Source organism: Massilia sp. LMS1-1-1.1 (assembly GCF_040815535.1).
Classification (GTDB): domain Bacteria; phylum Pseudomonadota; class Gammaproteobacteria; order Burkholderiales; family Burkholderiaceae_D; genus Janthinobacterium; species Janthinobacterium aestuarii.
The window spans coordinates 250,332-268,941 of record NZ_JBFPNG010000023.1 but is presented as its reverse complement, the minus strand read 5'-3'; the positions used below and the strand labels follow the sequence as shown (position 1 = coordinate 268,941).

20 protein-coding genes are annotated in these 18,610 nt (G+C 59.1%); 18 read left to right on the top strand and 2 right to left on the bottom strand.

The window, feature by feature from the left end; genetic code table 11:
• Positions 1 to 2: 2 nt before the first annotated feature.
• The 12 genes from rpsE (at position 3) to dsbD (ending at position 8,355) form a co-directional block, all read left to right on the top strand.
• Complete coding sequence (gene rpsE / locus MRBLMS1_RS16230) at positions 3 to 521, top strand: 30S ribosomal protein S5 (RefSeq protein ID WP_010394433.1); 519 nt, start codon at positions 3 to 5, stop codon at positions 519 to 521.
• A gap of 10 nt (positions 522 to 531) precedes the next feature.
• Positions 532 to 711 carry a 50S ribosomal protein L30 gene (gene rpmD / locus MRBLMS1_RS16225; RefSeq protein ID WP_010394435.1) on the top strand — a complete coding sequence of 60 codons (180 nt, stop codon included), beginning with the start codon at positions 532 to 534 and terminating at the stop codon, positions 709 to 711.
• Between the two features lie 30 nt (positions 712 to 741).
• A complete protein-coding gene (gene rplO, locus MRBLMS1_RS16220) occupies positions 742 to 1,173 on the top strand; it encodes a 50S ribosomal protein L15 (protein ID WP_034753211.1) in 432 nt (143 codons plus the stop codon).
• A gap of 32 nt (positions 1,174 to 1,205) precedes the next feature.
• A complete protein-coding gene (gene secY, locus MRBLMS1_RS16215) occupies positions 1,206 to 2,540 on the top strand; it encodes a preprotein translocase subunit SecY (RefSeq protein WP_010394438.1) in 1,335 nt (444 codons plus the stop codon).
• 18 nt (positions 2,541 to 2,558) lie between these two features.
• Entirely contained in the window at positions 2,559 to 2,777 is a 219-nt protein-coding gene (gene infA, locus MRBLMS1_RS16210) for a translation initiation factor IF-1 (protein WP_005663428.1), read from the top strand.
• A 42-nt stretch (positions 2,778 to 2,819) separates the two neighbouring features.
• Positions 2,820 to 2,933, top strand: coding sequence for a 50S ribosomal protein L36 (gene rpmJ, locus MRBLMS1_RS16205; RefSeq protein ID WP_010394471.1), 114 nt, complete (start codon positions 2,820 to 2,822; stop codon positions 2,931 to 2,933).
• Between the two features lie 14 nt (positions 2,934 to 2,947).
• Positions 2,948 to 3,313, top strand: coding sequence for a 30S ribosomal protein S13 (gene rpsM / locus MRBLMS1_RS16200; protein ID WP_046681666.1), 366 nt, complete (start codon positions 2,948 to 2,950; stop codon positions 3,311 to 3,313).
• Positions 3,314 to 3,330: 17 nt separating this feature from the next.
• Positions 3,331 to 3,735 (top strand): 30S ribosomal protein S11, encoded by a 405-nt coding sequence (gene rpsK / locus MRBLMS1_RS16195; RefSeq protein ID WP_010394475.1) that lies wholly within the window; start codon positions 3,331 to 3,333, stop codon positions 3,733 to 3,735.
• A gap of 258 nt (positions 3,736 to 3,993) precedes the next feature.
• Positions 3,994 to 4,617: a 30S ribosomal protein S4 gene (gene rpsD / locus MRBLMS1_RS16190; RefSeq protein ID WP_010394478.1), complete on the top strand. Its 624-nt coding sequence runs from the start codon at positions 3,994 to 3,996 to the stop codon at positions 4,615 to 4,617.
• A gap of 111 nt (positions 4,618 to 4,728) precedes the next feature.
• Positions 4,729 to 5,706 carry a DNA-directed RNA polymerase subunit alpha gene (locus MRBLMS1_RS16185; protein WP_008444343.1) on the top strand — a complete coding sequence of 326 codons (978 nt, stop codon included), beginning with the start codon at positions 4,729 to 4,731 and terminating at the stop codon, positions 5,704 to 5,706.
• 135 nt (positions 5,707 to 5,841) lie between these two features.
• The gene (rplQ, locus tag MRBLMS1_RS16180; protein ID WP_034753219.1) at positions 5,842 to 6,234 is read left to right on the top strand and encodes a 50S ribosomal protein L17; all 393 of its coding nucleotides are present in this window, start codon (positions 5,842 to 5,844) and stop codon (positions 6,232 to 6,234) included.
• Between the two features lie 171 nt (positions 6,235 to 6,405).
• Positions 6,406 to 8,355, top strand: a complete 1,950-nt coding sequence (dsbD, locus tag MRBLMS1_RS16175; RefSeq protein WP_485880395.1) for a protein-disulfide reductase DsbD — start codon at positions 6,406 to 6,408, stop codon at positions 8,353 to 8,355.
• A 106-nt stretch (positions 8,356 to 8,461) separates the two neighbouring features.
• Here the strand turns inward: dsbD and MRBLMS1_RS16170 are convergent, their stop codons facing one another.
• Positions 8,462 to 8,977 carry a Spy/CpxP family protein refolding chaperone gene (locus MRBLMS1_RS16170; RefSeq protein ID WP_485880393.1) on the bottom strand — a complete coding sequence of 172 codons (516 nt, stop codon included), beginning with the start codon at positions 8,975 to 8,977 and terminating at the stop codon, positions 8,462 to 8,464.
• Positions 8,978 to 9,162: 185 nt separating this feature from the next.
• Between MRBLMS1_RS16170 and MRBLMS1_RS16165 the strand changes: the two genes are divergently transcribed.
• From MRBLMS1_RS16165 to MRBLMS1_RS16145, 5 genes are all read left to right on the top strand, one after another.
• The gene (locus MRBLMS1_RS16165; protein ID WP_034753223.1) at positions 9,163 to 9,891 is read left to right on the top strand and encodes a response regulator; all 729 of its coding nucleotides are present in this window, start codon (positions 9,163 to 9,165) and stop codon (positions 9,889 to 9,891) included.
• Positions 9,888 to 11,246 (top strand): ATP-binding protein, encoded by a 1,359-nt coding sequence (locus MRBLMS1_RS16160; protein WP_139092242.1) that lies wholly within the window; start codon positions 9,888 to 9,890, stop codon positions 11,244 to 11,246. The genes MRBLMS1_RS16165 and MRBLMS1_RS16160 overlap by 4 nt, the downstream gene beginning before the upstream one ends.
• Positions 11,247 to 11,334: 88 nt before the next feature.
• On the top strand, positions 11,335 to 12,507 hold the full coding sequence (locus MRBLMS1_RS16155) for an efflux RND transporter periplasmic adaptor subunit (RefSeq protein ID WP_485880390.1): 1,173 nt from the start codon (positions 11,335 to 11,337) through the stop codon (positions 12,505 to 12,507).
• Entirely contained in the window at positions 12,504 to 15,614 is a 3,111-nt protein-coding gene (locus tag MRBLMS1_RS16150; RefSeq protein ID WP_128141079.1) for an efflux RND transporter permease subunit, read from the top strand. Before MRBLMS1_RS16155 ends, MRBLMS1_RS16150 begins: the two co-directional genes overlap by 4 nt.
• Positions 15,615 to 15,873: 259 nt before the next feature.
• The gene (locus tag MRBLMS1_RS16145; RefSeq protein ID WP_485880388.1) at positions 15,874 to 16,782 is read left to right on the top strand and encodes a hypothetical protein; all 909 of its coding nucleotides are present in this window, start codon (positions 15,874 to 15,876) and stop codon (positions 16,780 to 16,782) included.
• A 77-nt stretch (positions 16,783 to 16,859) separates the two neighbouring features.
• Here the strand turns inward: MRBLMS1_RS16145 and yihA are convergent, their stop codons facing one another.
• Positions 16,860 to 17,603, bottom strand: a complete 744-nt coding sequence (yihA, locus tag MRBLMS1_RS16140; protein ID WP_034753234.1) for a ribosome biogenesis GTP-binding protein YihA/YsxC — start codon at positions 17,601 to 17,603, stop codon at positions 16,860 to 16,862.
• 186 nt (positions 17,604 to 17,789) lie between these two features.
• Between yihA and MRBLMS1_RS16135 the strand changes: the two genes are divergently transcribed.
• Complete coding sequence (locus tag MRBLMS1_RS16135; RefSeq protein ID WP_128141082.1) at positions 17,790 to 18,461, top strand: c-type cytochrome; 672 nt, start codon at positions 17,790 to 17,792, stop codon at positions 18,459 to 18,461.
• The last annotated feature ends 149 nt before the right edge of the window (positions 18,462 to 18,610 follow it).

Sequence of the window (18,610 nt, the reverse complement as noted above, 5' to 3'; positions counted from 1 at the left end):
TCATGGCAAAAATGCAAGCAAAAATGCAAAGCGACAAGCCGGATGATGGCATGCGCGAAAAAATGATCGCGATCAACCGCGTGACCAAAGTGGTCAAGGGTGGTCGTATCATGGGTTTCGCCGCGCTGACCGTAGTTGGTGATGGCGATGGCCGCGTCGGCATGGGCAAGGGCAAATCGAAAGAAGTGCCAGTTGGCGTGCAGAAGGCAATGGAAGAAGCCCGTCGCAACCTGATCAAAGTACCGCTCAAAAACGGCACCTTGCATCACACGGTTGTTGGTCGTCACGGCGCCTCCAAGGTCCTGATGAACCCAGCTAAGCCTGGTACTGGCGTTATCGCTGGTGGCGCAATGCGCGCTATCTTCGAAGTGATGGGCGTGACGGACGTGGTGGCGAAATCCACCGGTTCGAACAACCCATACAACCTGGTACGCGCTACGCTGGACGGCCTGTCGAAAATGAGCACTGCTTCCGATATCGCTGCCAAACGCGGCAAGTCGGTCGAAGACATTCTGGCTTAAGGTGGACAAAATGACAAACACAGTCAAAGTGCAATTGGTCAAGGGCTTGATCGGTACGCGCGAATCGCATCGCGCTACCGTGCGCGGTCTGGGTCTGCGTCGTGTAAATTCGGTTTCCGAATTGCAAGACACCCCATCCGTACGCGGCATGATCAATAAAGTATCGTATCTCGTTAAAGTTGTCGGGTAAGCCTTCGGGCTTACACGAACGGAGCAAATCATGGAATTGAATACTATTGCACCAGCCGAAGGCGCTAAGCACTACAAGCGTCGCGTCGGTCGCGGTATCGGCTCCGGCCTGGGTAAAACCTCGGGTCGTGGTCACAAAGGTCAGAAATCGCGTTCGGGCGGCTTTCATAAAGTCGGTTTCGAAGGCGGTCAGATGCCTCTGCAACGCCGTCTGCCTAAGCGCGGTTTCAAATCGATGCACGCAACCTTCAAAGCTGAAGTGCGCCTGTCCGATCTGAACAACCTGGCTGTTGGCGATGTCGACATTCTGGTCTTGAAGCAAGCTGGCGTTCTGGGCGTGTTGGCCCGTGACGTGCGCGTGATCTTGTCCGGCGAAATCACCAAAGCGGTGAATTTGAAGGGCTTGAAAGTGTCCGCTGGCGCGAAAGCAGCCATCGAAGCAGCCGGCGGCTCGGTAGCCTGAGTTGACCGCTAACAGCTTGATCGGAGCGAAAATTGGCGACTAATCCACAACTTGCTAAAAGTGCAGCGGCCGGTTTCCCTTGGGGACGGCTCTGGTTTTTGCTTGGCGCATTGGTGGTTTATCGTATCGGTGCTCACGTCCCGGTTCCCGGGATTGACCCGACACAATTAGCCTCGCTGTTCAAGGAGCACGAAGGCGGCGTCCTGGGCATGTTCAACATGTTCTCGGGCGGTGCCTTGTCTCGTTTTACAGTGTTTGCGCTGGGTATCATGCCTTATATCTCGGCCTCGATCATCATGCAATTGCTGTCGATCGTGTCACCGCAGATGGAAGCGTTGAAAAAAGAAGGCGAAGCAGGTCGTCGCAAGATCACCCAGTACACCCGGTATTTCACGGTTGCCCTGGCACTGTTCCAAGCGTTAGGCATTGCAGTCGCACTGGAGTCGCAAGCTGGTCTGGTGTTGGAACCTGGTCTTGCATTCCGCTTCGTGACGGTCGTCACTTTGTTGACCGGAACAATGTTTTTGATGTGGTTGGGTGAGCAAATTACCGAGCGTGGCTTGGGGAATGGCATCTCGATCATCATTTTTGCCGGGATTGCAGCAGGTCTGCCGTCGGCGTTGGGTGGCTTGTTCACTCAGGTGTCGAATGGTTCGATCGGCAGCTTCAGCGCGATTTTCATCGTGATCCTGGTAGCACTGGTAACGTACTTCGTTGTATTCGTCGAACGTGGTCAGCGCAAAATATTGGTCAATTACGCGAAGCGCCAGGTAGGCAACAAGATTTATGGCGGTCAAACCAGCCATTTGCCGTTGAAGCTGAACATGGCCGGCGTGATCCCGCCGATCTTTGCTTCTTCGATCATCTTGTTCCCGGCCACTATCGTGGACTGGTTTTCAAAGGGCGCCGACAACGCTAACCCTGCGGTGCGGTTCTTGAAAGATTTGGCAGCATCGATGGGGCCTGGTGAGCCTATCCATGCGCTGTTGTACGCAGTGGCGATCGTGTTTTTCTGTTTCTTCTATACAGCGCTGGTCTTTAACAGCAAGGAAACAGCGGATAACTTGAAGAAAAGCGGTGCGTTCATTCCCGGGATTCGTCCAGGCGAGCAGACAGCCCGTTACATCGACAAGATCCTGACACGCTTGACACTTGCCGGCGCAGTCTACATCACCCTGGTGTGTTTATTGCCGGAATTTATGCAAGCCCAGTGGAAAGTACCATTCTATTTCGGCGGTACTTCTTTATTGATTATTGTAGTTGTCACCATGGATTTCATGGCGCAAGTACAGAACTACGTGATGTCGCAGCAATATGATTCACTGCTGCGCAAAGCAAATTTCAAGGGCGGAATTCCGACGCGTTAAGCGCGGTAAACATACCGAATGGCAAAAGACGACGTCATACAGATGCAGGGCGAGATTCTTGAGAATCTCCCAAATGCAACATTTCGAGTGAAGCTGGAGAACGGACACGTGGTGCTCGGGCATATTTCAGGTAAAATGCGGATGAACTATATTCGCATTCTCCCTGGAGACAAGGTGACGGTGGAGTTAACGCCGTACGACCTGAGCCGAGCCCGCATTGTGTTCCGTACCAAGTAACACACTGAATCAAACCAAAGAAGCGAAAGAAAGAGCCCAAAAATGAAAGTTCTCGCATCAGTCAAGCGGATCTGCCGCAACTGCAAGATCATCAAGCGCAAAGGCGTAGTCCGCGTTATCTGCGTGGAACCACGTCACAAGCAGCGTCAAGGTTAATCGAGGAATAACAAATGGCACGTATTGCAGGGGTTAATATCCCAAATCATCAGCATACCGTTATCGGCCTGACGGCCATCTACGGTGTGGGCCGTCCACGCGCAGAGAAAATCTGTGCATCGACCGGTGTAGCAACCAACAAAAAGATCAAAGATCTGGATGACAGCGAACTGGAAAAGCTGCGCGATGAAGTAGGTAAATTCATCGTCGAAGGCGATCTGCGTCGTGAACTGTCCATGAACATCAAGCGTTTGATGGATCTGGGTTGCTACCGCGGCATGCGTCATCGTAAGGGTCTGCCTTGCCGTGGCCAGCGTACGCGTACGAACGCACGTACCCGCAAGGGACCGCGTAAAGCCGCTCAATCGCTGAAAAAATAATCCGCTAGGGAATAATTATGGCTAAGTCGCAAAATAACGCCGCATCAGCACGCGTGCGTAAAAAAGTTAAAAAGAACGTCGCTGAAGGCATCGCACATGTCCACGCATCGTTCAATAACACCATCATTACCATCACCGATCGTCAAGGCAATGCCTTGTCGTGGGCTACCTCCGGCGGTGCAGGCTTCAAGGGTTCGCGTAAATCGACCCCATTCGCAGCGCAGGTCGCCGCGGAAGCCGCTGGTAAAGTGGCTGTTGAGTGTGGCGTAAAGAACTTGGAAGTACGTATCAAGGGCCCAGGTCCTGGTCGTGAATCCGCCGTTCGCGCGCTGAACAACCTGGGCATCAAGATCACCGAGATCCAGGACGTGACGCCGGTACCGCACAACGGTTGCCGTCCACCGAAACGTCGTCGTATCTAAGATAGTGTTGCAGAGGGCGCTTCGGCGCCAGCTGCTTTGCTGTCTGTTGTAACTCAGTACAGTTGTGTGAAAACGCTGGAGCAGGGAGCCGGAAACGGTTATACTGCCCGGCTGTTCTTGCCTGTCAAATTCTGTTTGACGGGTTTTTCGTTTTCAGCCACCGTCTGATTGAAACCAAATCAGACTAGCGCCTAACCGCATCAGTGTGTTTGATCATGCATGTGGCTGGGGCGTTATCATTTAAAAAAAGGAAGTATCGTGGCACGTTATATCGGACCTAAAGCAAAACTTTCCCGCCGTGAAGGTACAGACCTGTTCCTGAAGAGCGCACGTCGCTCGCTGGACAGCAAGTGCAAACTGGACGTCAAGCCAGGCCAGCACGGTGTCAAATCCGGCGCCCGCACCTCGGACTACGGTAACCAACTGCGCGAAAAGCAAAAAGTCAAGCGCATGTACGGCGTGCTGGAACGTCAATTCCGCCGCTACTTCGCTGAAGCAGACCGTCGTAAAGGCAACACCGGCGAAACGCTGTTGAAGTTGCTGGAAACGCGTCTGGACAACGTTTGCTACCGCATGGGCTTTGGCTCGACCCGCGCTGAAGCGCGTCAATTGGTCAGCCACAAAGCGTTCACCGTGAACGGTATCGTTGTGAACATCGCTTCGTACGCAGTCAAAGTTGGCGACATCGTTGCTGTTCGTGAAAAATCGAAAAAGCAAGTGCGTATCGTTGAAGCACTGTCGCTGGCTGAACAAGTTGGTATGCCTAGCTGGGTTTCGGTTGATGCCAAGAAAATGGAAGGTACCTTCAAGTCCCTGCCAGAGCGTAACGAAATCGCTAACGACGTCAACGAATCGCTGATCGTCGAGCTGTACTCGCGTTAATAGTAGTCAGTAGCAAGATCTCCGCCCACTTTGCTTTTGTAAAGTGGGCGTTTCACTAATGCCATCAGCCTTATCGGTGTAATGAGCCGAGGGTATTGAAAAGGACATTTCATGCAAAACAGTTTGTTGAAGCCACGTATTATCGATGTTGAAGCTCTCGGTGCAGGTCACGCCAAAGTCGTGATGGAACCGTTCGAGCGCGGCTATGGCCACACATTGGGTAACGCGTTGCGCCGCGTTCTGCTGTCGTCGATGGTAGGCTACGCGCCGACCGAAGTGACGATCGCTGGCGTCGTCCACGAATACTCCTCCCTCGATGGCGTGCAAGAAGACGTCGTCGATCTGTTGCTGAACTTGAAGGGTGTGGTTTTCAAAGTCCACAACCGCGATTCGGTAACCCTGACCCTGAAAAAAGAAGGCGAAGGCGCGATCCTGGCCTCCGACATCGACCTGCCGCATGACGTCGAACTGATCAACCCTGACCACGTGATCGCCCACCTGACCGCTGGTGGCAAGCTGGACATGCAGATCAAGGTTGAAAAAGGCCGCGGCTACGTTCCTGGTAACGTGCGTCGCCTGTCGGAAGACACGAACAAGACCATCGGCCGTATCATTCTGGATGCGTCGTTCTCGCCAGTCCGTCGTGTATCGTACTTCGTTGAATCGGCCCGCGTTGAACAGCGTACCGACCTGGACAAGCTGATCATCAACATCGAAACCAACGGCGTGATCTCGCCGGAAGAAGCGATCCGCCAGTCGGCCCGCGTTCTGGTGGACCAGTTGAATGTGTTCGCTGCCCTGGAAGGCACGGAAGCCGCCGCCGAAGCGCCATCGCGCGCTCCGCTGGTCGATCCTATCTTGTTGCGTCCAGTCGACGACCTGGAGTTGACCGTGCGTTCGGCGAACTGCCTGAAAGCGGAAAACATCTACTACATCGGCGACCTGATCCAACGTTCGGAAAACGAACTGCTGAAAACGCCAAATCTGGGCCGTAAGTCCCTGAACGAAATCAAGGAAGTGCTGGCATCGCGCGGCTTGACCTTGGGCATGAAGCTGGAAAACTGGCCGCCTGCCGGCCTGGAAAAGTAATTCGAAGTTTGTAGCAAACTGCCTGGTACAGGTGTCCCAGGCTTTTATTTTTGAAGTACCAAACCGGTCCGCGATGAAACCCTGGTTTCATTGATCGAAGAACTGGATTTAAACTCACTACCGAAAGGATTTACCATGCGTCACGGTCACGGCCTCCGTAAACTGAATCGTACCTCGTCCCACCGTCTGGCAATGCTGCGCAACATGACAGTATCGCTGCTGCGTCACGAAGCGATCAAAACCACCCTGCCAAAAGCAAAAGAACTGCGCCGCGTTGTTGAGCCAATTCTGACCCTGGGCAAAACCGACTCCCTGGCAAACAAGCGTCTGGCATTCAACCGTCTGCGCGACCGTGAAATGGTCGTCAAACTGTTCGCTGAACTGGGCCCACGTTTCGCCAACCGTAACGGTGGTTATGTGCGTATCCTGAAAATGGGTTTCCGCGTCGGCGATAACGCTCCTATGGCGTTCGTTGAACTGATGGATCGTCCAGATACGACCGAAGCAGTTGAAGTTGCTGGCGAGTAATCCCAGTAGCCGCTTCAAGAAAAGCCAGGCCTAGCCTGGCTTTTTTGTTTTCTGCTGCAGCTATCCTTGCTGCGGTGTACTATTCTTCTTTCGCGCCGGCCCTGCAGCCACTGCACGCCCCGCGCGTCTCTTGTTGAATGGCACAGCTGATGCCGCAGAAAAAGGTCGTTCATGTCCCGTTTCCCCTCCAGCGCCACCGCGCGCGCCGCCCCCTTACGTCAACTGTTGCTGTGGTTTGCCACCTGTTTGCTGCTGGCGATGGCCGTCTTTGGCGCCAATCATGCCCGTGCCGACGATGAATTCCTCGATCCCGAGCTGGCCTTCAGGTTTTCCGCCCGCATGCAGGATCCGTCCACCATCGCCGTCACCTATGTGATCGCCGATGGCTACTATATGTACCACGAGCGCTTCAAGTTCGAGGCCGTGGGCGCCAAACTGGGCACGCCGGTGTATCCGGCTGGCAAGGTCAAGTTTGACGATACCTTCCAGAAGAATGTGGAAACGTTCCGCAAGACGCTGACCATCACGATTCCCGTGGAAGCGGCCGGTGCGTTCACCTTGAAGGCGACGGGCCAAGGGTGCTCCGACAAGGGCCTGTGCTATGCGCCGCAGGATGCCACGGCCCAGCTGGTGGGCGGTGGCGGCGGCCAGAGCAAGGCGCCCGGCGCCGGCCTGCCATCGAAATTCGCCTTGCCGGCAGCTCCCGCAGTCGACACGGCGGCCGTCAATGGTCCGCAGGCGCAAGCGTCGCCTGGCGTGTCCGTGATGAGCATTCCCCAGGCCGATATCACCAGCACGCCTGAGCCGGTCGCGGCGGCCCCCGTGGCGGCAAGCGCCGCGCCTGCGCAAAGCGAAATGGGCAAGATCGAAGCGGCACTGAAGGGCGGCAAGCTGCTTGTCATCGTGCCCCTGTTCATGTTGCTGGGCCTGGGCCTGGCTTTTACGCCGTGCGTGCTGCCGATGGTGCCGATCTTGTCGTCGATCATCATCGGCGATGGCGCCAAGGTCAGCCGCTCGCGCGGCTTGCTGCTGTCGCTGACGTACGCGCTGGGCATGGCCATCGTCTACACGGCGCTGGGCGTGGCGGCCGGCCTGGCGGGCGAAGGCCTGGCGGCGCAACTGCAAAACCCCTGGGTGCTCGGTTTCTTTGCCTTGCTGATGGCGGGCCTGGCCCTGTCGATGTTCGGTTTTTATGAGCTGCAAGTGCCGGCTTTCCTGCAAGGCAAGCTGACGTCCGTGTCGAACCAGCAATCGTCGGGCCGCCTGGCGGGCGTGTTCGTCATGGGCGCCATTTCCGCCCTGATCGTGGGGCCATGCGTGGCCGCGCCGCTGGCCGGCGCCTTGCTGTACATCAGCCAGACACGCGACGTCGTCATCGGCGGCAGCGCCCTGTTCGCCATGGCCGTGGGCATGAGCGTGCCGCTGCTGCTGGTGGGTGTGTCGGCCGGCACCTTGTTGCCGCGCGCTGGCGCGTGGATGGACGCTGTCAAGCGCTTCTTTGGTGTGCTGCAGCTGGGCGTGGCCTGGTGGCTGGTCTCGCCCGTGCTGCCGGGCGCCGTGCAGATGCTGGGCTGGACGGTGCTGTTCGTCGGCTACGGCATGTATCTGCTGGTGGGCAAGAGCGGCGCGAAGAATGCCTGGGTCGCCAAGGCCTTCGGCTTCGTGTTCGCCGTGCTGGGCGCGATGCAACTGGTTGGCGTGGCCAGCGGTGGTCGCGACCCGCTGGCGCCGCTGGCGCACCTCGGTGGTGGTCAGGTGCATGCGCAACCATTTACGCGTGTAAAGACCGTGGCGCAGCTTGATGCGGCGCTGGCCCAGCTGGGTGGCAAGCCGGCCTTGCTGGACTTTTATGCGGACTGGTGCGTGTCGTGCATCGAGATGGAAAAACTGACCTTCGTCGACCCCGCCGTGCGCGAGAAGATGGGGCAAGCCGTGCTGCTGCAAGTGGACGTGACGGCCAATGATGCGGACGACAAGGCCATGCTGAAACGTTTTCAGCTGTTCGGCCCGCCGGGCATCATCATGTTCAACCCGCAGGGACAGGAAATCGCCCAGTCGCGCGTGATCGGCTTCCAGAATGCGGCCACTTTCCTGACCTCCTTGCGCAAACTTGACGAGTAGGTCGGGGTAGGTCGGGTTAGCCCGCCAGGGCGTAACCCGACACCACCGCACACGTTCAACAAGGTTGTCGGATTACGCGGCGTTCCGCCACTAATCCGACCTGCGCTCAGCCTGCTTTATGGTGGCCACCGCGATGGCCGCCGTGCTTGCCACCAGGCACACTGTCATCAAACACTTTCTTTTGCTCCGGCGTCAGCACGGCGTAGAACGTTTTCAGCGAGGCCAATCGGCTTTCCTGGTCGGCGATGCGTTCCTTCGACATGGCGATCCATTGTTCCATGCGTTCCGGCGCCGACAGTTTGGCCATCGCTTCGCGCTTGGCTTTCCAGTCGCCCATCGGCTTTTTCGGTGCGTTGGCGGCCGTGAACGTGGCCCAGGCCGGTTCCTGGTCGGCCGTCAGCTTCAGCTTGTCGTGCAGGCGGGCCTGGTACTTGGCCATGCGTTCGGCGGGATTGCCTCCGCGGTGCTGGCCGCGCTGGCCTTCATGTTGCATCTTGGTACTGGCCGCAGGCGCGCTGGCGGCCGCTTCCTGGGCGTGGACGGTCAGCGATGCCGCACCCATGCCGAGTACGCTCATGGCGATGATCAAATTCTTGCGTAAAGTCTTCATTGAGGCGTTCATCTGGATTCCTTTGTCAAGTGAGGGATGTACATGTTGCTGCACATGAATCCATGTTGGACTTTCCATGTTTCCCCGAAGTGTCCGCTGCCAGACAGTTTGTATCTATATGTTTCTTCGGGTCTTCTATATACAAGACGATACAAATGCGTTGTGCAAGGCCGGGGGAAGTGGGGATAATTCGTACCATGGAACCCACTTCTACAATTCTCATCGTCGACGATGACCGCGATATCCGCAGCCTGCTGGCGGACTACCTGGAAACGAACGCCTACCGCACCCTGGGCGCGGCAGATGGCACGGCCATGTGGAAAATCCTCGATGAAACGCGGCCCGATCTGATCGTGCTCGACTTGAACCTGCCCGGCGACGACGGCCTGACTTTGTGCCGCAAGCTGCGCGCGCAGTCAACCGTACCGGTGATCATGCTGACGGCGCGCAATGAGCCGCTGGACCGCATCCTGGGCCTGGAAATGGGCGCCGACGATTACTTGCCGAAACCGTTCGAGCCGCGCGAACTGCTGGCGCGCATACGCAGCGTGCTGCGCCGCAGCCATGCCATGCCGTCGAACGTGCCGTCGGACAAGGCGCAGCAAATCCGCTTTTCCGGCTGGACCTTGGACTTGACGGCGCGCCACCTGCTCAATCCCAGCGGCCTGGTGATCATGCTGTCGGGCGCGGAATTCCGCTTGCTGCGCGTCTTCCTGGAACACCCGAACCGCGTTCTCAACCGCGACCAGCTGCTGAACCTGACGCAGGGCCGCGACGCGGACCCGTTCGACCGCTCGATCGATATCCAGATCAGCCGCCTGCGGCAAAAGCTCGGTGAAGATGCCCGCTTGCCGCAAATCATCAAGACCGTGCGCAACGGCGGCTACGTGCTGGCCGGCCAGGTCAATGTGGAGCCGCACGCGTGAAGGCCTTCCTGGGCTCGATGACGGGCAGAGTCTTCGTGTTTTTGCTGATCGGCATCGTCGCTTCGGCCGCGCTGACGCAGTGGCTGGCTGTGGGCGAACGCCAGCGCGCCATCGAGCAATACCGCGATTACCACGCCGTCGAGCGGGCCGAGCAGCTGGTGATGGCGGCCGACGTGGTACCGCTGGCCTCGCGCGCCGCCTACCTGAAGGTGGCCAACAAGGGCAGCGTGCGCCTGGAATTGCGTCCCGACGTCGAGCATGTACCGGGCAAGCCGACGGAATTTTCCACCGCCCTGCAAGCCAAACTGGGTGAAGGTTTCAAGGTCAGCGCGCTGGCCGAACGTCCGGCCGCCTGTATCGAACCGCGCAAATCACCGGGCATGTTTTCCGCCAAGCCATGGGGCGGCACTTGCGAAAACCTCGACGTGCGCATGCAGGATGGCCACGTGCTGCGCCTGATGGTCTTGCCACCGCGCCAGCAGCCGCCGTTCAATGAACATAACGACTGGATGACCTTGCTGCCTTTCCTGATCAGCATTGCCATCCTCGCCTACCTGGTCACGCGCATGACGATGCGCCCGCTCAAGCAGCTGGCGCAGGCGGCGAAAGACCTGGGCAATGACATCAACCATCCGCCGCTGACCCTGTCGGGCGCCAGCGAGATCCGCCAGGCCAGCGCCGCCTTCAATGCCATGCAGGCGCGCATCCGCCAGCATATTTCCCAGCGTACACAGATGCTGGCCGCCATCACGCACGACTTGCAAACACCGCTCACGCGCTTGCGCTTGCGCCTGGAAAAAGTGGCCGATACGGAATTGTATGACCGCCTCGTGGGCGACCTGTCGGCCATGCAAAGCATGGTCAAGGAAGGGCTGGACCTGGCCCGCTCGATGGACAGCACGGAAGCGATGCAGGCGCTCGATCTCGATTCCCTGTTGGATAGCGTCTGCTCCGACGCGGCCGATGCCGGCCAGAAAGTCACCCTCAGTGGACAGGCGGGCATGGCCTTGATGGCGCGCCCGATTGCCATGCGGCGCTGCCTGGTGAACTTGATCGACAATGCCGTCAAATATGGCCAGTACGCGCAGGTGACCGTCGAGCGCATCCCCGGTGCCGCGCGCATCCGCATCCGCGATGGCGGGCCGGGCATTGCGCCAGATCAGCTGGCCAAGGTGTTCGAACCGTTTTACCGCATCGAGACCTCGCGTTCGCGCGAATCGGGCGGTACGGGCCTGGGCCTGACCATCGCGCGCAATATCGCCGAGCAGCACGGCGCCACGGTTTTGCTGTCCAATCACGTCGACGGTGGACTGGAAGTCACCCTCATCGTGCCAGAGTATTACGCAGGAAAGTGAGCATTTCCGTGCGACAATATTGTGCTTTATGCCTCCCTGGCAACTACATTCAACCTGCAGCCCTGCGCTGCAACAGCATGACAGAACAATGAAAAAGACTAGTCTGGCAATCCTCGTGGGTGCGGCCCTGTGTATCGGTGGCGGCATCTGGTATTTCACTCATCCGTCTGGCGCGGCGACCGGTGGGCAGGATGGCAAAGGGGGCAAGGGCGGACAGGCGCCGACGACGGTGAGCGTGGTCGCGCCCGTGCGCCAGGATGTACCGATGGTGCTGCAGGCCAATGGCAGCGTGATGCCGATCAGCAGCGTCGACTTGCACCCGCAGACGACTAGCACCATTAGCAAGGTGCATATCCGCGAAGGCCAGTTCGTCAAGCAGGGCGAGCTGATGTTTACGCTGGATGCGCGCAGCGAGCATGCGAATGTCGACAAGGCACAGGCGCAAGTCTTGCGCGACCGCGCCTCGGTGCAGGACTTCGAGCGCCAGCTCAAGCGCAACCAGGATTTGCTGAGCAAGAATTTCATCGCCCAGGGCGCCGTCGACACCCTGCAAAGCCAGCTCGACGCGGCACGCGCCTTGCTGGCCGCCGACCAGGCCGCCTTGCGCGCCGCCCAGGTCGACTCGAGCTACACCGTCCTGCGCGCGCCGCAGGCGGGCAGGGTGGGCGCCATCAATGTCTACGCGGGCAGCCTGGTGCAGCCGACCACGTCGCTGACCAGCATCACCCAGCTCGACCCGATCGATGTGGCCTTCACCTTGCCGGAAAGCAGCTTGTCCGGCTTGCTGGCGGCGCAAAAGGCGGGCGAGGTGCCTGTCAAGGCGCTGTTGTCGGACGCGGGCGGCAAGCAGCTCGACGGCAAGCTGAACTTTATCGACAATGCCGTCGATCCCGCCACGGGCGTGATCAAGATCAAGGCCCGCTTCAATAATGGCGGCACCGACTTGTGGCCTGGCCAGTACGTGAATACGCAGCTGACCGTGCGCACCCTCAAGGATGCGCTGGTGATCCCGCAAAATGCCATCATCACGAGTACTTCCGGCACGTTTGTGTACTCGATGGAAGCGGACAGCACGGCAAAGATGCGCAAGATTGCCCGCGTGTATGCATTTGGACCGAATGCCGTCGTCACCGGCCTGGCCGGCGATGAAAAAGTCATCGTCGATGGCAAGCAGAACTTGCGTCCGGGTAGCAAGGTGCGCCTGGCGGAAAAACACAAGGCTGGCGATGGCGCCGCCGCACCGCAGGGCAAGCCAGCATGAACCTGTCCGAACTGAGCATCCGCCGCCCCGTCATGGTGGTGCTGCTGTCCCTCTCCATCATCCTGGCCGGCGTGCTGGCCTACCTGCAAATTCCCGTGGCAGCCTTGCCTAGCTACAACACGCCCGTCATCAACGTGAGCGCGGACCTGGCCGGCGCCAGCCCGGAAACCATGGCGTCCTCGGTCGCCTTGCCGCTGGAAAAACAGTTTTCCACCATTTCCGGCCTCAGCCTGATCACGTCCACGAGTACCCTGGGCAATACCTCGCTGACCCTGGAGTTTGACGCCAGCATCAATGTCAACGAGGCGGCCGTCGACGTGCAGGCGGCCCTGCTGCGCGCGCAGCGCCAGTTGCCGACGGAAATGACGGACTTGCCGTCCTACCGCAAGGTCAATCCGGCCGATGCCCCGGTGCTGTTCATCCAGATGACGTCGCCCTCGCTGAACTTGTCGGACCTTAACGATTATGCGGAAAACCTGATCGCGCCGAGCCTGTCGACCTTGCCCGGCGTCGCCCAGGTCATCGTCAATGGCCAGAAACGCTTTGCCGTGCGCGTGCGCGCCCGTGCCGACCTGATGAATGCGCGCAACCTGACGATGGACGAGCTGGCCATTGCCTTGCGCACCTCGAACACGAATTCCCCGCTGGGCATCCTTGACGGCCCCAGCCAGACCCTGACCATCCAGGGTAATCCGCAAATGATGAAAGCGGCCGATTTTGCCGAACTGATCGTTGCCAGCCGCAACGGCCAGCCCGTGCGCCTGAAAGACGTGGCCGAGGTGGAAGACAGCTTTCAATCGATCAAGGCCGTCGGCAGTTTCAATGGCGAGCGCTCGATCAGCCTGATGGTGCAGCGCCAACCGGACGCCAACACCGTGCAAGTGGTCGATGGCGTGCGCCGATTGCTGCCAGGCTTCAAGGAGCAATTGCCCCAGTCGATACAGATCAGCCTGGTCAACGACCGCTCGCTGTCGATCCGCGAAGCCATCCACGACGTGAATCTGACCCTGGCCCTGACGGTGGTGCTGGTGGTGCTGGTGATCTTTTTGTTCCTGCACCGCGCGGCCGCCACTTTCATTCCGGCCGTCACCATGCCGATCTCGCTGCTCGGCGCACTGGCCCTGCTGTACTGGCTCGGCTACAGCCTCGACAACGTTTCCCTGCTGGGCATTACCCTGGCCGTGGGCCTCGTCGTCGACGATGCCATCGTGGTGCTGGAAAACATCGTGCGCCATATCGAGATGGGCAAGAAACCGATACGCGCAGCCCTCGAAGGGGCAAAAGAGATGGGCTTTACCATCATTTCGATTTCCGTCTCGCTGGTGGCCGTGTTCATCCCCATCTTCTTCATGCCGGGCGTGATCGGCTTGCTGTTCCATGAGTTCGCCGTCGTCGTCTCGCTGGCCGTGCTGGTGTCCGCCATTGTGTCGCTGACCTTGGTGCCGATGCTGGCCAGCCGCTTCCTGCCGGCCGACTCGCGCGAGCACAATGACAGCGACCCCAGTCATGGCGAGAAAACCTTTATCGGCCGCCATTTCGAAGCGGGTTTCACGGCATTGCGCAACGGTTATGTGCATCTGCTCGACAAGGCCCTGGCACACCGCAACGTGGTGCTGTTCGTTGCCGTGTGCACTTTCGCGCTGACGGTGCTGCTGTACGCGACCATTCCGAAAGGATTCTTCCCCGAGGAAGACCTGGGTCAGATCCAGGTGAATACGGAAGCGTCGGAAGACATCTCCTCTGCGGCGCTGCAGGATTTGCAAGCGCGCGTGGCGGCCGTGCTCAAGGCGGACCCGAGCGTGCAGGACGTGACGTCGTTCGTCGGCGGCGGCAACACGGGCCGCATGTTCATGGTCTTGAAGCCGCGCAGCGAGCGGCCGAAAATGCCCGTGGTGCTGGAAAACCTGCGCCGCGCGGCGGGCACCGTGCCGGGCATGGCCGTGTATTTCCGGCCCGTGCAAAACTTGCAGCTGGGCGGGCGCCAGAGCAAGAGCCGCTACCAGTACACCTTGCAAAGCGTCAGTCCCGACGCCTTGAATGACTGGGCGGAAAAGTTTATTGCCGGCATGCGCACGGATCCCGCCTTCCGCGACGTCACCAGCGATTCGCAGATCAAGGGCTTGCAGGCATCGCTTCGAATCGACCGCGACAAGGCCAATCTGCTCGGCGTGCAAATGTCCGATATCCGCACGGCCTTGTACAGCGCCTTTGGCGAGCGGCAAGTGTCGACCATCTATTCATCGGCAGCCAGCTATTACGTGATCCTGGAAGCGGCCACGGCAGACCGCCAGTATGACGATGCGCTCACGCGCGTGTCCGTGCGCAGCAAGACGGGCGAACTGGTGAAACTGTCGAGTATTGCCTACGTGGAACGCACGATCGGTCCCACGTCTGTCAACCACCAGGGGCAGTTGCAGGCCGTCACCATCGCCTTCAACCTGGCGCCGGACGTGCCGCTGGGCATCGCCACGGGCAAGATCGACGCGATGGCCAAGGAAATGAGCTTGCCAGCCTCCATCATCACGCGCTATGGCGGCGACGCGGCCGTGTTCCAGAGCTCGCAGGCTAGCCAGATCATCCTCATCATTGCCGCGCTGGTCGTGATCTATGTGCTGCTCGGCGTGCTGTATGAAAGCTATATCCACCCGCTGACCATCCTGGCCGGCTTGCCATCGGCGGCCGTGGGCGCGCTGCTGACCCTGCGCCTGTTCGGCATGGACCTGACCATGATCGCCATCATCGGTATCCTGATGCTGATCGGTATCGTCAAGAAAAACGCCATCATGATGATCGACTTCGCCCTGCATGCGCAGCGCAATGAAGGCATGAGCCCACCTGAGGCCATCCGCCAGGCGTGCATTCTGCGTTTCCGTCCCATCATGATGACGACGGCGGCAGCCCTGATGGGCGCCTTGCCGATCGCCCTGGGCCTTGGCGCCGGCGCCGAGCTGCGCCAGCCGCTGGGCCTGGCCGTGGTCGGCGGATTGCTGTTCTCGCAAGTGATTACCCTGTTCATCACTCCCGTCATCTATTTGTTCCTGGACAAGTACAGCGGCACGGGGCCGATGACGGACGAGCAACTGGTGGCGCTCGACAACAAGGCTTGAGTACGTGAGCACTTGCGTGACCCGTGACCGGCGTCCCCTTCCTGCGTGAATGGGGCGCCGGTTTTGTATGGGCAGTGATACATACGGTAACAACCGTCAAGGGAGGGCTCGGGTACTCTGGTCAGCGCTGCAAGGAATGTCGCTATCCTGTACGCTTCGGGTTGGAAAGGCCGAGGAAGTGTTCCCAAAAGCAAGGGACTCTGGCACTATGGCTGCCCTGTAATGTTATTTCTTCGCTACACAGAAAGCACGATTCATTTTGCATGACACGACCCATTTGTTGGCTGCCGATTCCGATGTTTGCCCCACCTGCGGGCAAGTGATCCAGCCACTGCCGGCCTACGGGTCCAAGACCAGCACGACGCGCAAGGTGGCGCTTGGCGTGTCCGTCTTGCTGCACGTGCTGCTGGCGGCGTATGTCCTGTTGCGCAGCGACAAGATCGAAAAGATTCCGCCGCCGAAGAAGGAAAGCGCGATGGTCTACATCGCGCCGCTGAAAGACAAGCCGCAACCGAAGCCGCAACCGAAACCCACGCCGAAACCGAAGGACACGAAAGTGGCCAAGGTGAAACCGCCGCCAGCGCCGAGCAAGCGCGTGGTCACAAAAGACGTGCCGCGCGACAAGCCGAAACTGGAAACCTACACGCCGCCGCTGGTATCGAAAGTGCCGTTGCCGCCGCCACCGGCTGAAGACATGAGCTCGATGATCGAGCAGCGCCGCAAGCAGCGCGAGGCGCAAAATCCCACGCCGCCGGCCGAGGAAAGCGAAAACGACCGCGCCATGCGCGTGGCCAAGGCGAATATTGCCGGCGCCCAGGGACGCAATTCCGGCAGCGACCGCGAGGATTCGGGCGGCGTGTTTTCCATCGTCAACCAGACCTCGTTCAGCGCGGAAGTCAAATTCAAGGGCTGGAATGGCAATTTCAAGCGCAATTGGCTGAAGCAGGAAAAAGTCGAACTGGGCAATGAACCTGATATCGAATCGGCCATCATCAAGAAGATGATCCAGCTGATCCGTGCCGAAAAACCTGGTGATTTCGTGTGGGAATCACGGCGCCTGGGGCGCAACGTCAACCTCAGCGCCCGCGTGGAAGACACGGCCGAGCTGACGGCGTTCCTGCGCCAGGAATTCTTTTCCGAGAAGCGCTCTGGGCCGGGACGGCGCTAGACATTAGAGACTCGCTGCAATAAAAAAGGCTGCGCCGTGTGAACGTGCAGCCTTTTTTTACGTAGCGTTGATCTCGATCAAGCCGGTTTGTCGGTTCCCGCTTCCGGCTCGACGTCGTCTTCCATCTCGATCAGTTCGACCATCTGGGCCGCTCCATCTTCGCTGATGCCGGCCAGTTCCATGATCTTGTCGTTGGCTTCGTCGATGCCGACTCTTTTCAGGGCCGAGAACAATTGCACGGTGAACGGGAAGCCAACGCCGTCTTCATCCACGTAGCTGTCGAGCTTGGCTTTCGCCTGGCGCAAGGCATTCACCGATTCGTTGCGGTTCAGCTTATCGACTTTCGTCAGGATGCAGTGGATCGGCTTGCCCGTCGGGGCGAACCATTCCAGCATCTGGATGTCCAGGTCGGTGAACGGGCGGCGCGAATCCATGATCAGGATCAAACCGGCCAATTGTTCGCGGCGCTGCACGTAGTCGCCCAGCAGGCGCTGCCAGTGCAATTTGGCCGAGCCCGATACTTCCGCATAGCCGTAGCCCGGCAAGTCGACCAGCAGGCATTCGATCTCTTCGACGATGGTGGCATCCTTGCGGTGCTGCGCCACGTGGGCGCCGCCGATGGAGAAGTAGTTGATGTGCTGGGTACGGCCAGGTGTCTTGGAGGCGAACGCCAAGCCTTTCTGATTACACAAGATGTTGATGGCGGTCGATTTACCGGCATTGGAGCGGCCGGCAAAGGCGATTTCCGGCACCGTGGTATCGGGCAGGTCACGCAATTGGTTGACGGTCGTAAAGAAGCGGGCTTGCCAGAGTTTTGACATGGGAGTAGTAAAGCAACAAAAGGGAGCGATAAGGGAGCGATAACGCCAAGAAGCTATTGTACAATAAGGGGTTGTTTATTGTTGCCGGCGTAGCAGCGATGCGGCTTGCGGCCCTGAAAATAAAGCAAAAATCCACAGGGCGCGGCAATGTCCACCACTAATTTCTCACTGTCTCAGGGTGCCTGAATGAATCGTGCGTTTTCACCGTTGTTCAAATCCATGCTGCTCGCTTTGCTGGCTGTATCGGCAACTGCCTCCGCGGTCGAAGCACCGAAACCGGCCATCAAGGCTGACGCTGCCAAGGGCGCTACCCTGTACGCCGATGGCGATGCGGCGCGCGGCTTGCCTGCCTGCGTCTCCTGCCATGGCGCGGCCGGCAATTCGACCATCGCGGTCAATCCGAAGCTGGCCGGCCAGCACGAAAGCTATATCTACAAGCAATTGGTCGATTTCACGACGCCGCAGCGCAACCAGCCCGTCATGACGACGTACGCGAAGATGCTCAGCGACGCCGACAAGAAGAATATCGCCGCCTACCTGGGCGCGCAGCTGTCCAAGCCGGGCGCCGCGAAAAACAAGGACACGATCGACCTGGGCAAGAAAATCTACCGTGGCGGCATTGCCTCCAAGCAAGTTGCCGCCTGCGCCAGCTGTCATGGCGCGACGGGCAATGGCATTCCCGTCCAGTATCCGCGCATCGCCGGCCAGCACCAGGATTACACGGTGGCCCAGCTGACGCTGTTCCGCAGCACCAAGGCCGATGCCCGCAAGAACAGCGCGGAAATGCACACCATCGCCGCCCGCATGTCGGATGACGAGATCGCCGCCGTGGCCGACTATATCGCCGGCCTGAAGTAAGTTTTCATAGTGGCAAGAGATTGCCAGGCGCACCAGCGCGCGTGAACAAGGGCGGCCGTCTCAACGGGCTGCCCTTTTTTCATGGCAGGGGCCAAACAGGAGTATGCTGCCGCCTTGCGCGGAGAAACACTCTGCTCCATGCCTACATT

Excerpts from the sequence above, each read along its gene's own strand:
- MRBLMS1_RS16150 (WP_128141079.1), top strand. The coding sequence starts at position 12,504 with ATGAACCTGTCCGAACTGAGCATCCGCCGCCCCGTCATGGTGGTGCTG.
- rpsE (WP_010394433.1), top strand. The coding sequence starts at position 3 with ATGGCAAAAATGCAAGCAAAAATGCAAAGCGACAAGCCGGATGATGGC.
- infA (WP_005663428.1), top strand. The coding sequence starts at position 2,559 with ATGGCAAAAGACGACGTCATACAGATGCAGGGCGAGATTCTTGAGAAT.
- dsbD (WP_485880395.1), top strand. The coding sequence starts at position 6,406 with ATGTCCCGTTTCCCCTCCAGCGCCACCGCGCGCGCCGCCCCCTTACGT.
- MRBLMS1_RS16155 (WP_485880390.1), top strand. The coding sequence starts at position 11,335 with ATGAAAAAGACTAGTCTGGCAATCCTCGTGGGTGCGGCCCTGTGTATC.
- rpmD (WP_010394435.1), top strand. The coding sequence starts at position 532 with ATGACAAACACAGTCAAAGTGCAATTGGTCAAGGGCTTGATCGGTACG.
- MRBLMS1_RS16170 (WP_485880393.1), bottom strand. The coding sequence starts at position 8,977 with ATGAACGCCTCAATGAAGACTTTACGCAAGAATTTGATCATCGCCATG.
- MRBLMS1_RS16165 (WP_034753223.1), top strand. The coding sequence starts at position 9,163 with ATGGAACCCACTTCTACAATTCTCATCGTCGACGATGACCGCGATATC.
- rpsK (WP_010394475.1), top strand. The coding sequence starts at position 3,331 with ATGGCTAAGTCGCAAAATAACGCCGCATCAGCACGCGTGCGTAAAAAA.
- yihA (WP_034753234.1), bottom strand. The coding sequence starts at position 17,603 with ATGTCAAAACTCTGGCAAGCCCGCTTCTTTACGACCGTCAACCAATTG.
- rplO (WP_034753211.1), top strand. The coding sequence starts at position 742 with ATGGAATTGAATACTATTGCACCAGCCGAAGGCGCTAAGCACTACAAG.
- rpmJ (WP_010394471.1), top strand. The coding sequence starts at position 2,820 with ATGAAAGTTCTCGCATCAGTCAAGCGGATCTGCCGCAACTGCAAGATC.
- MRBLMS1_RS16135 (WP_128141082.1), top strand. The coding sequence starts at position 17,790 with ATGAATCGTGCGTTTTCACCGTTGTTCAAATCCATGCTGCTCGCTTTG.
- MRBLMS1_RS16185 (WP_008444343.1), top strand. The coding sequence starts at position 4,729 with ATGCAAAACAGTTTGTTGAAGCCACGTATTATCGATGTTGAAGCTCTC.
- rpsM (WP_046681666.1), top strand. The coding sequence starts at position 2,948 with ATGGCACGTATTGCAGGGGTTAATATCCCAAATCATCAGCATACCGTT.
- rplQ (WP_034753219.1), top strand. The coding sequence starts at position 5,842 with ATGCGTCACGGTCACGGCCTCCGTAAACTGAATCGTACCTCGTCCCAC.